This window comes from Bifidobacterium animalis subsp. animalis ATCC 25527 (assembly GCF_000260715.1).
Lineage (GTDB): Bacteria > Actinomycetota > Actinomycetes > Actinomycetales > Bifidobacteriaceae > Bifidobacterium > Bifidobacterium animalis.
Genome location: NC_017834.1, coordinates 1,882,520 through 1,894,113, shown reverse-complemented (window position 1 = coordinate 1,894,113; position 11,594 = coordinate 1,882,520). Strand labels below are relative to the sequence as shown.

8 protein-coding genes are annotated in these 11,594 nt (G+C 62.7%); 6 read left to right on the top strand and 2 right to left on the bottom strand.

The window, feature by feature from the left end; translation table 11 throughout:
• Window positions 1–38: 38 nt before the first annotated feature.
• Window positions 39–959 carry an alpha/beta hydrolase gene (locus BANAN_RS07775; RefSeq protein ID WP_014698346.1) on the top strand — a complete coding sequence of 307 codons (921 nt, stop codon included), beginning with the start codon at window positions 39–41 and terminating at the stop codon, window positions 957–959.
• Between the two features lie 70 nt (window positions 960–1,029).
• On the opposite strand, the gene BANAN_RS07770 is transcribed toward BANAN_RS07775, so the two are convergent.
• Window positions 1,030–3,102 carry a Na+/H+ antiporter gene (locus BANAN_RS07770; RefSeq protein ID WP_014698345.1) on the bottom strand — a complete coding sequence of 691 codons (2,073 nt, stop codon included), beginning with the start codon at window positions 3,100–3,102 and terminating at the stop codon, window positions 1,030–1,032.
• Between the two features lie 242 nt (window positions 3,103–3,344).
• Here BANAN_RS07770 and BANAN_RS07765 point away from each other — a divergent pair, with 242 nt between their 5' ends.
• Together BANAN_RS07765 and BANAN_RS07760 are read left to right on the top strand one after the other, a co-directional pair.
• Entirely contained in the window at window positions 3,345–3,803 is a 459-nt protein-coding gene (locus BANAN_RS07765; RefSeq protein ID WP_014698344.1) for a nucleoside deaminase, read from the top strand.
• 116 nt (window positions 3,804–3,919) lie between these two features.
• A complete protein-coding gene (locus BANAN_RS07760) occupies window positions 3,920–6,142 on the top strand; it encodes an alpha-galactosidase (RefSeq protein ID WP_014698343.1) in 2,223 nt (740 codons plus the stop codon).
• A 24-nt stretch (window positions 6,143–6,166) separates the two neighbouring features.
• Here BANAN_RS07760 and BANAN_RS07755 read toward each other — a convergent pair whose 3' ends face one another.
• On the bottom strand, window positions 6,167–7,375 hold the full coding sequence (locus tag BANAN_RS07755; RefSeq protein WP_014698342.1) for an ROK family protein: 1,209 nt from the start codon (window positions 7,373–7,375) through the stop codon (window positions 6,167–6,169).
• 147 nt (window positions 7,376–7,522) lie between these two features.
• Here BANAN_RS07755 and BANAN_RS07750 point away from each other — a divergent pair, with 147 nt between their 5' ends.
• The 3 genes from BANAN_RS07750 (at window position 7,523) to BANAN_RS07740 (ending at window position 10,755) form a co-directional block, all read left to right on the top strand.
• Window positions 7,523–8,818, top strand: a complete 1,296-nt coding sequence (locus BANAN_RS07750) for an ABC transporter substrate-binding protein (protein WP_041777061.1) — start codon at window positions 7,523–7,525, stop codon at window positions 8,816–8,818.
• A 72-nt stretch (window positions 8,819–8,890) separates the two neighbouring features.
• Window positions 8,891–9,844: a carbohydrate ABC transporter permease gene (locus BANAN_RS07745; protein WP_048340820.1), complete on the top strand. Its 954-nt coding sequence runs from the start codon at window positions 8,891–8,893 to the stop codon at window positions 9,842–9,844.
• A gap of 5 nt (window positions 9,845–9,849) precedes the next feature.
• Complete coding sequence (locus tag BANAN_RS07740; protein ID WP_014698339.1) at window positions 9,850–10,755, top strand: carbohydrate ABC transporter permease; 906 nt, start codon at window positions 9,850–9,852, stop codon at window positions 10,753–10,755.
• Window positions 10,756–11,594: the final 839 nt, after the last annotated feature.

The following is an 11,594-nucleotide window of genomic DNA, read 5'->3' as shown; positions in this document are numbered from 1 at the left end:
CAAGCGGGTGCAGAGGTAATGCGCGTATATTAAGACGCATGAGCACTGCAGACGACACCACGAACCCCCACGATCCGTTCGAGCCCTCCGACGATCTGTCGCGCGAGCTCGACGATCTGGTTGATTTCGCCAATCTTGAGCATGAAATGAACGAGGCAGCGAACACGACGCCGTCGGGCCCGTATGCCGGGCAGAGCGCCGGTGAACGCAAACGCATGGAGCCGCCGGTGGGCCGCGTGGCCTCGGTGGTGCCCGGGCATTTCGGCGACCGGCTTGCCGTGACCGAGGCGTTGGCCTCGCGAGGCGGCGGCAATGCGCAGCCGAACCGACCACTGTTCGTCTGCCTGCATGGCTGGGGGTCGAATGAGGACGACCTCGCCGGCATGATGCGCTATGTGGCGCCATACAACGATTTCGTGTCATTGCGGGCGCCGCTCGTGCTGCAGGAGGCGTCGTCACGCGGATTCGCCATGCAGCCGGGTGCCTACAGCTGGTTCCATGACGCGGTGCCGGTGGGCGACGATCTTGATTATGACGCCTATGCCGCCGCCTGCGCAATCGACGACTGGGTGACCACGAACGTGGACGAGAACCGCGATGTGGTGCCAATCGGCTTCTCGCAGGGCGGCACGCTCGCCGTCGAGCTGCTGCGCGTGCACCCGCAACGCTACCGCGCGGCGATCTCCCTCTCCGGATTCGTGGCGCCCGGCAATGTGCCCGAGACCACTCCGTACGACGACATTCTCGCCGATCTGAACATCCCGGTGTTCTACGGGTACGGTGAACTCGACACGGTGCTGCCGAAATACATGATCTACGAGACAATCGCATGGCTCGAGGAACACACCTGGCTCACCGCACGCGGCTACCGCGGACTCGACCACGCGGTGAGCATGGAGGAGTTCTCCGACCTACGCCAGTGGCTGCTCGACCAGGACATCGCCTCCGGCATCATCTGATTCGCAACCACTGCCGCCGTATTCAGACTCTTCCGCAAACCGTGCCGCGCAGTGCCGATCAGAAGGCAGATCAGAAGTTCGAATCGGCGGCCACGCTCATCACATACACGTTCTTGCGCAGCTGACGTGCCTGCGCGCGCGTGATGTCGCCGGCCTCCACCATGTTCTGGATCACGCTGAGCTCGATGCCGAAGCTTTCACGCTTGACGTCTTCGATCTGGGTGACGAGTGAGGCGGAATTCGCCATGTTCGGGCGCGATTTGAGCGCCGCTTCCGCGCGCCGGTAATCCATGAGCAGCGACGATACGTACTCCGTGCCGTAGGTGTTGCTGCTCATCTCCTCGTACAGCCTGTCGATCACATGATCGAAGGCGCCGAGTTCCAGATTGCGCAGACTCGCGTAGATCTCGCTTTCATTGACGAGCGGCGTGCTGCGGCGAATCGTGTTGGCGGCACGGCGGGAGAGCAGGACCAGACGGCGCTGCGCCGAATGGGCACGCCCTTTGACCTGCCAGACCACGTGCGAGGAGTCGTGTTTCGTGTTCGTGTGACGCAGGGTGTCCATGATCTGGTCGAGCAGACGTTCGCATGCCTCGACATTAACCTCGCGTTCGCGCTCGCTGAGCGTGGGGTCGAAACGGAATTCGGCGAGCCTGCGCTTGACGTACTCCTTCTCCCAGTTGAGCGCGTCGATCTGCAGTTCGATGCGTGCCGAAGGGTCTATGGTGCCCAGCTGGTTCTTGAGCCGGCCGATGCGCTGGGTGTACGAGTTGATCACCACCATCACGGCGGAACGGTTCTCGTCGGTGGTCAGTTCCGCCAATTCCTCCACCGTGCGCCGCAGCACCTCTATGGAGGCCTCGGTGGTCTCGCGTGACGCGTCCTTCGCGCTGTTCGGCGCGATTACGGGCAGGAGGAAGTTCGCGAGCAGCAACGTCACGATGATCACGCCGCCGGCGATGAAGATGAGTTCGTCGCGCATCGGGAACCATTCGCCATCGGCAATGGTGTACGGGATCGTGAACATCAACGACAGCGTGATGGTGCCCTTGGCCCCGCCGAAGGTCATCACGGCGGCGGAACGCCAGCGTCCGGGCGTCATGCGGCGCCTCTTGTGGGAATCCTGCGCGCGGGCGAGACGCAGCATGCCCGAGACCCACAAGAAGCGCAGTCCCACGACGAGCGCGGAGACGCACAGAATAATCGCAAGCAGCGTGTAGTTGCTCACCATCGGGTTATCCCAGCTCGTGCGCATAGCCCCCGGCAGCAGCATGCCGAGCAGAATGAACACGGCGCCGTTGAGTGAGAACGAGAGCACCGACCACACGCTTGAGGCGACGATGTTCGTGCGGGCCACATTCGGCCCTATGCCGGTGCGGTCGAAACGGATCACGAGGCCTGCGGCCACCACCGAGAGAATGCCCGAGACGTGCACGGCCTCGGCGCCCAGATACAGCAGGAACGGCAGGAACAGCTCCATGAGAATGCGTGTGGTGGTGGTCTCCCAACCGAGTTGGCGCGAGGATTCGAACACCCAATTGGCCAGCACACCCACAATGCAGCCGAATATGGCGCCTCCGAAGAAGGTGATGAGGAACTCCCAGGCCGCCTCGGTGACGCGGAACTGGCCGGTGACGGCGGCTGCGATCGCGAACTGGAAGCCGACGATGCCCGAGGCGTCGTTGAACAGCGATTCGCCTTTGAGCACGCCAATCTGGCGTTGCGTCAACGTGGCCTCATGACTCAGCGAGCTCACGGCGACCGCATCGGTGGGGCCGAGTGCGGCGCCGAGCGCCAGTGCAGCGGCCAACGGGAACATGGGCCAGAGTGCGTGCAGCGAGAATCCGACGACCACCATCGTGAAAATGGCCAGACCAATGGCGAGCGACAGCGACAGCTTGAGCGATTCGAGCAGCTGGCTCTTGTTGATCTCATGCGCCTCAAGGTAGAGCAGCGGCGCAATGAACAACACGAGGAACAGCTCCGGGTCGAGTTGCACATCCGGGAAGAACGGCATCTGCGAGGCGATGAGACCGAGCACGATCTGCACGAGCGGCGTGGAGATGCGCGGCAGGAAGCGGCTCAGGAACGATGAGAGCAACACGGCGCCGAGAATGCACAGAATGAGAATAAGAACGCTCACAGGCTTCCTTTCTGTATGCGTGTCGATGGGCAGGTTGGCTGCTGCGGGCACGGTCTGTGGCCAATCTTCTCATATGCTATCTGGCTTCAGTATGCTGTATAGGCAGAGCCGTCGTCTGAGAGCCTAGCAAAACCAGATGTCGAACGGTTAAGCGCTCGGAATGGGGCGGGTGGGCGATGGCGAAATCTGGGCAATGCAATGGGAATACACGGGAATACACGGAGGCAGATGCGGTGACGGCAATGGCACGATTCGAAGAGGCGATGGGCGAGGCGCTCGCGCAGGCGCGACTGGCGCGCTCCTCGGGCGATGTGCCGGTGGGGGCGGTCGTGCTCGATGCGCGCGGTGAGGTGATCGGGCGCGGCTGCAATCTGCGTGAGCGCGATGCGGATCCGCTTGCCCATGCCGAGATCGTGGCGATGCGTGACGCGGCAGCGGTGCGCGGGAATTGGAATCTGGCCGATTGCACGCTCGTCGTCACGCTCGAGCCATGCCCGATGTGCGCGGGCGCATGCCTGCAGACGCGCATCGGCCGCATCGTGTTCGGCGGCTGGGATGCCAAGTTGGGGGCGTGCGGTTCGGTGTGGGACATTCCGCGCGACCCGCATGTGGGTCATGAGCCCGAGGTGTACGGAGGCGTGTGCGAGCGCGAGTGCACGGCATTGCTCGCCGAGTTCTTCCGTGACCGCCGGCATGCCTGATCTGCGGTGAATTACTTGCCGTGTGCGCGGAACACACCATGGCGTGGCAAGGAATGCGCGATTGCGTAGCATGACAGCGTAGTCACATTGCAACGACGCATGCCGAAAGGGGAACCATGACGCAGATTTCCGAATTCAACGCGACCACGCACGCCGGCGAGGCATTGCATGTGGTCTCCATGGAGAACCACGACGCGGATTCGGCGTTCGCGCTCGCGTTCGTGGCCGACGAGTTGCCGCGTGTGGTGCATTGGGGGCGCCCCCTCACCCAGCCGCGCACGCTGGTGAGCGCGGTGGACGCCCTGCGCCCGCAACGGGTCTCCGGTGCGCTCGACGAGACCACATGGCCGAGCGTGCTGCCCACGCCGGCCGAGGCATGGACCGGCGAGCCGCGTTTCGTGGTGCGTCGCGATGGCGTGGAGCTCTTCTGCCGTTTCGTCGTCACCGACACCGCGGTGGGTGACGCCGGGGTTGCCGTCACCGCCAGCGACGCCGAACAGGGGGTCGAGATCACCTGGACCTGCGAGATGCGCGACAGCGGCCTGGTGCGTCAGCGCGCGGACGTGCGCAATCTGGGCGCGGGGAATCTGGAGATTGGCAAGGTGGAACTCGGCTTCCCGGTGCCGGCCGACATGACCGAGCTGCTCACCACCACCGGGCATCATTTGCGTGAGCGTTCACCACAGCGCCAGCCGCTGACGATCGGTCGGTTCCAGAAGGCGAGCATGGTGGGCCGCCCCGACTTCGACGCCTCGCTGCTGCTCAATGCAGGCCGCCCCGGCTTCGGCTTCACGCATGGCGACGTGTATTCGGTGCACGTGGCATGGAGCGGCAATTCGCTCATGTCGGCCGAGCGCCTGCCATACACGACCGGTGTGATCGGCGGCGCGGAAGTGCTTGCCGGCGGCGAGATCACGCTGCATGATTCCGCGGACTCCTACACCACGCCGTGGCTCTACGGTTCCCACGGCGAGGGGCTCAACGAAGTCGCCGCGCGGTTCCACGCCGATCTGCGCGCCACCCATGCGCGTTGGCGTGCCGAGCATGGCATTGCCGGCAAACCGCGGCCGGTGATTCTCAACACCTGGGAGGCCGTGTATTTCGACCATGACTACCACACGCTCGTCAAACTCGCCGACAAGGCCGCCGCCAGCGGCGTCGAGCGCTTCGTGGTCGACGACGGCTGGTTCGGTGACCGCCGTGGCGACACGGCGGGACTGGGCGATTGGCAGATCTCCCAGGAGGTGTGGCCCGACGGTGAGCACTCGCTCAAGGCGCTTGCCGACTACGTGCATGCCAAGGGCATGGAGTTCGGCCTGTGGTTCGAACCGGAGATGGTGAACCCGGATTCCGCCATGTACCGCGAGCACCCCGACTGGGTGCTCATGCCCACCGCGCACCGTCTGCCGATGCAGGGGCGTAACCAGCAGGTCGTCGATCTGACGAATCCCGAGGCGTACGCATATGTGTACGGCTGCATGGACTCGCTCGTCGGCGAACTCGGCATCGACTACATCAAATGGGACCACAACAAGTATGTGACCGAAGCGGCCTCCCCGCGCACGGGCCGCCCTGCCGTCCATGGGCAGACGCTCGCCGTCTACCGCATGTTCCACGACCTGAAGACCTCCCACCCCGGTCTGGAGATTGAAAGCTGCTCGTCGGGCGGTGGCCGCGTCGACATGGGCATTCTCGAGCTTGCAGACCGCATCTGGGCTTCCGACTGCGTGGATCCGGTGGAGCGTGCCGACATCCAGCGCTACACCTCGCTGCTCGTGCCTCCGGAGATGATCGGCGAGCATGTCGGCGCCAGCCCCGCACACTCCACGCACCGCGCGACGAGCCAGGAGATGCGCATGGCGATGGCGTTCTTCGGGCACCTGGGCATCGAATGGAATCTGCTCAAGGAGCCGCAGCACGACCTCGACCTGCTGGGCGAATGGGTGCGCGCCTACAAGGAGCACCGCGTCGACTTCGAACATGGCGTCGCCGTGCATGGCGACGCCGCCGACCCGGCCGTGCGCGTGGACGGTGTGATCAGCGCGGACGGTGCGCGTGCCGTCTACCGCTTCACCCAGCTCACCACGTCGCAGACCTACCCGGCCGCACCCGTTGCGCTTCCCGGACTCGACGCGCACGCCACCTACCGGGTGCGTCCGCTCGCACTGAATATGGCGAGTGGCGAGCCATTCAGCGAGATCGGCAACGGGCAGAGTGAACTCGGCTGGTGGAATGCGAACGGCGTCGAGATGACGGGCGAGGCGCTCGCAAGCTACGGTCTGCGACCGCCGAGCATTCACCCCGCTAACGCGGTGCTGTTCAGCGTGACGCGCGTGTAGCACGTCATTGCGGCCGCGCCTTCGCTAGCGAATGTAGGTGGCGATGGTGCGGGCGGCGGCGGAATCCGACCACAGCCGCCAGCTGAACTGCGGAATCGAGAATTCGACCGGCGCGGCCTGGCTGTGCCGGTAGGCATCGATGCCCTTGCGAATGAATTCGCGGTTCTTCTTCGCAATGAACGAGCTTTCCCCGCTGACGAGCACGCGTGAGGGCATCGCCAGATTCGAGACGGTCGCCACAAGCACGCCGAGCCGGTAGCAGGTGCGTTCGGCGAGTCTGCGCGCCTGCGGCCGGTTCGCCCGCAGATCGTGCGAGAACTCCTCGAAGGTGGTCACATGCCCCATGATGCCCGAGTATTCCTCGGCGATCGAGTCGGACGTCAGGCATTGCGAGCAGCCGATATGCCCGGAGGAGCAGCGCGGCCCCTCCGGGTCGATCAGCACATGTCCGGCCAGACCATAGCTTTTGTCGGGGTTGTCTATCGGGTCGCCGTGGTCGGAGATCGAATAGCCCACGCCGGCGCCCATCGTGATGACGGCGAATCTGGGGACACCAATGGCGTCGCCGAACCAGCATTCGTGCAGCAGCACCGAGTCGAGGTCGTTGAACACCTTGGTGGGAATGCCGGTGGCCCGCTGCAGCATGCCGCCCAGATCGACGGTGGAATCCCAGTACAGGAACGGCGCGAAGGTGACGTAACGGTCGTCTTCGACGTGGCCGCCGAGCGAAAGACCAAGCGCGGTGGGCGAGGGGGCGTCAGGGGAGGAGGCGGCGAGTTCACGCACCATGCGGGTGATCTGCTCGACCACGGCCTGTGGGGCGGTGTTCGACACGGTTTCGGTGATGTCACTGCCGATGGGGTGGCACACCGCGTTCACCTCGGACACCGTGATGGCGCCGTCGTGAATGTTGACGCCGACGAAGGCATGCGAATCCTCGCGAATGCGCAGCGCGGTCTGTGGGCGGCCGCGACGCTCACCTGACTCGCGCAGGTCGAATCCCTGCGGCAATCTGCCCGCCTGCGTGCTGCCAGCCGGCATCTCCTCGATCACGCCGTCGTAAATGAGATCGCTGGTGATGCGCGAGAGTGCGCCTTGCGACAGATTGAAGATCTGTGCGAGCGGCGTCCGCGCGATCGGGCCGTATTGCATGATGCCGCGCGCCACATTGTGCGTGGCATCCGAACGACTGAACCAGCGTGGAAAATCAAGCGAATCCGAATTAGTTTCCATGAATACATAAATATACGCCAATTACTTGCGCGGTTTCAAGGCACGCAGGGAGGTGGGAATGAAAAGGGCGGTTCCATACACTGGCAACCGTCAGTCGAGGTAAGGGAGCCTCGGTGATGGAAAGTGGAAATGGACAAGGGAGTCAGAATGAAGTTCGCGACACGAACGAGACGTTCGGCCATGCGACGCATGCTCCGCGGCATCGGCGCGGCGGTGTGCGCCCTGGCGGTCGGCGTGGGCGCGGCGGGCTGCGGCAACAGTGCCGGCAGCGGGCAGGTCACGCTCGATTTCTTCCAGTTCAAGGCGGAGGCCGCGGACTGGTTCGAGGAGGCGGCACAGGAGTTCGAGAAAGAGAACCCCGACATTCGCATCAACATCAACAACTCGGCGAATGCGCAGACCGACCTGCGCACGCGTTTCGTGAAGGACCGCGTGCCCGACGTGATCACCTTCAACGGCGACTACAGCTTCGGCACCTTCGCCGCCTCGGGGGTGTTCCACGATTTCACCGATGACCCGCTCGTGAATGACCTCAACGAGGGCATGGTGAACATCGCGAAGAACCTCGTGCAGACCTCGGATCCGGCGAAGAAGAGACTGTACGGTCTGCCGTTCGCGGGCAATGCCTCCGGCTACATCTACAACAAGGATCTCTTCCGCAAGGTCGGTCTCGACCCCGACGATCCGCCGCAGACATGGGATGAATTCATTGCCATGCTCAAGAAATTCCGTGATGCGGGCATCAACCCGGTGCAGGCCACACTCGCCGATGCCTGGACCACGCAGGCGCCCCTTGCCTCGCTTGCCGGCACATTGGTTCCCGAGAGCGAATATGCCGCGCTGAAAAGCGGCGACACCACGTTCAAGCAGATCTGGACCGAACCGATCGAGAAGGAAATCGAACTGTTCAAGTATGCGGACAGCGAGAAGGGTGTCACCTACCAGCAAGGCACGCAGAACTTCGCCAAGGGCGCGGCCGCGATCATTCCGCTCGGCACCTATGCGATTCCGCAGATCACGATGATCAACAAAGACATCGACTTGGGCTTCGCCCAGATGCCCGCCACGAACGATGCGGGCAAGCAGATCCTCACCGCCGGCGATGATGTGATCCTCACAATGGGCGCGAACAGCAGGCACAAGGAACAGTCGATGCGCTTCATCAGGTTCCTGATGAGCAAGAAGCAGCTCGAGGACTACGCCGACGCACAGTCCGCGATCACGCCGCTCAAGGAGACCTATTTCGGCAACAAGGCGCTCGAGCCGGTGCGCCCGTTCTTCGAGAGCAACCGTGTGGCGGACTTCTGCGACCACTACATTCCGTCGTCCATCAACATAGGCGGCTACCTGCAGTCCGCGATCATGAGCGGCAACGTGAACCAGTTCATCGACTCCATGCAGAACGAGTGGAACAAGGTCCAGGCTCGTGACTTCCGCAAGTAGTCTGCGGCCGGGATACAAGGGAAGGAAAGCAAAATGACTTCGTTGGCCAATGCCGACCAGCAGGCGCGCGCCATGGAGGACGTGCTTGCGAATGACATCGACACGCATCACTCGCGCACACCCGCGGGCAAACCGCCGAGCAAGCGCAGGGTCTCCGCGTTCTCCCGCCGCAAGGTGGACCACGCCTATTACTGGATGGCCGTTCCGGCCGCCGTGATCTTCGCGGTGTTCCTGTATGTGCCCTTCGTGCGCGGCATCATGTACTCGTTCACGAATTCGCAAGGGTACGGCAGCTACAACTGGATCGGGTTCCAGAACTACGTCGCCCTGTTCCGCGACGAACGGGTCGGCCACGCTTACCTGTTCACATTCCTCATCGCCATCGCCATCACCGTGCTCATCAACGTGATCGCACTGTTCCTCTCGGTGGCGCTGAACGGCAAGATCGCCTGCAAGAACGGCTTCCGCGCGATCTACTTCATTCCGTACACGCTGGCCGTGCTCGTCATAGGCTACGTGTTCAAGTACATCTTCATGCAGCCGCTGCCCGAGCTCGGCAAGGCGCTCGGCATTGGCTGGCTGAGCGAGTCGCTGCTCACCAGCGAGCGCTATGCGTGGATTCCAATCGTGTTCCTCGCCGTGTGGCAGGGCGTCGCCTATTCGGTGCTCATCTATCTCGCCGGCCTGCAGACCGTGGACTCCGAGGTCTACGAGGCGGCCGCGATCGACGGCGTGAACGCCTGGCAGAAGTTCTGGAAGATCACGTTCCCGCTCATCGGACCGTTCTTCACGATCAATCTCGTGCTCACCATGAAGAACGCGCTCGGCACCTTCGACCAGGTCGTCGCGCTCACCGACGGCGGCCCGAACTCGAAGACCGAGACCGTCACCTACCTCATCTGGAAGGGTGGCCTCACCGGCGGAGAGTACGCATACCAGACGGCGAACGCCGTGCTCTTCTTCATCGTCCTCGCGATCATCGCGTTCATTCAGCTTAAGTTCTTCGGCAGCAAGGAAAAGGTGTGATACCAATGACCACCGCAACCGCAAACACCATGTCGCAGCAGTCTGCGCAACAATCTGCAACCATGAATACCGCGCCGGCCAAAGCGGAGAAGTTCCGCAAGGACCGCCGCATCAATTGGTGGCTCACCGCGGTCGTCGCCGTGTTCAGCCTCACGATTCTCGTGCCGCTGTATTTCACCGTGGTCACCGCATTGAAGACGCCGGCGGAGGCGGGCTCGTTCTCGCTGCCGACGAGCTGGCAGTGGGGCAACTTCGCGGCCGCCTCGGCCAAAGTGGACTACCCGCGCGCCGCGCTCAACTCGGCGATCATCACCGTGCTCGCCGTCTCGCTCACGCTCGTGACGAACACCTTCGTCGCCTACGCGATCGCGCGCAACATGGACAAGCGTTTCTTCCGCTTCCTCTACTACTTCTTCATCGCTGCGATGTTCGTGCCGTTCCCGGTGGTCATGCTGCCGCTCGCCAAGCAGATGGGCTCGTGGCACCTCGACAACCAGGCCGGCCTGATTGTCTTGTACGTGATTCTCGGCCTTGGCACGAACCTGTTCATCGCCACCGGATTCATTCGCTCAATCCCGGTGTCGCTCGAAGAGGCCGCGCGCATCGACGGCGCGGGCACATGGCGCATCTTCTGGAAGATCATCTTCCCGCTCATGGGGCCCATTAACGCGACGATTGCGATCATGACCGCACTGTGGGCATGGAACGACTTCCTGCTCCCGCTTATCATCCTCACCGATCAGAGCAACCAGACCATCCCGCTCGCACAGTATGTGTTCAGCTCGCAGTTCGCCACGAACTACCCGCAGGCGTTCGCGAGCTACCTGATGGCCATGGCCCCCGTGCTCGTCGTCTACATCTTCGCCCAGAAGTGGGTCGTCGGCGGTGTGATGCGCGGCGCCGTGAAGTAACCCGCGACCCGTTCTGCCGACTGCGCTGCGGGAGTGGAGCGGGCGGGCGTCTGCGGGTAGCGCATCTGCGGCCAGCGCAGCGGCGACCGGTCCGTCTGCGGCCAGTGCATGGGCGGCTAGCGCATCTGCGTAAAAGGGGACAGATAGGCGTTCTATCTGTCCCCTTTTACGCAGACTATTACTTTCAGTAATTCTTTGTCTCTGCTTTCCCCTTCTTCCTTTTCATCCTTTGCGTAATTTGGGACATCTGTGGGTCGGAGATGTCTCTTTTTACGCAGAGCTAGCGTTCCCTTTCACGCAGAGTTCTTTCCTGCAGAGTTGTAGCGGGCACCGCGTCTTTCGGCGGCGATCGCCTGTGTTCTGTTGCCCTGTTGTTTTGCGTAATTGGGGACGTGCACGGGTCCGCGATGTCCCTTTTTACACATTTACGCAGATTGCAGATGCGTATCCGGGAGTGCGGGAATCTATGGCTGCATCTGCATATTAAGATCTGCAAATTGAGACTGAGTTTGCAAATATGGCACAGCAAGCGGCTCGCGAGCGCCTTGCCATAGTCGGGTTTGCAAGAAAGGCACGTCTGCGCGCTCCTAGATTGCCTGTCCTGCAGCTGCGGTCTCGCTGGGACCAGGCAGACGCGTCATAGTCGCCCATGATGAGACTGCGTTTGCAAATACGGCGAGATAATCTGCGATCCAAGAGCCAATCTGAGATCCGATTGCAATAACGACACCCGAGTGCATGTTCAGATTGCCCGCATGAGACCGGAGTTGCAAGCAAATGCGCGTTAGGCAGTGCGCGCTGCTGTTTTGCTGAGGGAGTAATGACGCTCGGCGTGGCGG

Coding starts and splice junctions, on each gene's coding strand:
- BANAN_RS07775 (WP_014698346.1), top strand. CDS start 39: ATGAGCACTGCAGACGACACCACGAACCCCCACGATCCGTTCGAGCCC.
- BANAN_RS07765 (WP_014698344.1), top strand. CDS start 3,345: ATGGCACGATTCGAAGAGGCGATGGGCGAGGCGCTCGCGCAGGCGCGA.
- BANAN_RS07760 (WP_014698343.1), top strand. CDS start 3,920: ATGACGCAGATTTCCGAATTCAACGCGACCACGCACGCCGGCGAGGCA.
- BANAN_RS07755 (WP_014698342.1), bottom strand. CDS start 7,375: ATGGAAACTAATTCGGATTCGCTTGATTTTCCACGCTGGTTCAGTCGT.
- BANAN_RS07750 (WP_041777061.1), top strand. CDS start 7,523: ATGAAGTTCGCGACACGAACGAGACGTTCGGCCATGCGACGCATGCTC.
- BANAN_RS07745 (WP_048340820.1), top strand. CDS start 8,891: ATGGAGGACGTGCTTGCGAATGACATCGACACGCATCACTCGCGCACA.
- BANAN_RS07740 (WP_014698339.1), top strand. CDS start 9,850: ATGACCACCGCAACCGCAAACACCATGTCGCAGCAGTCTGCGCAACAA.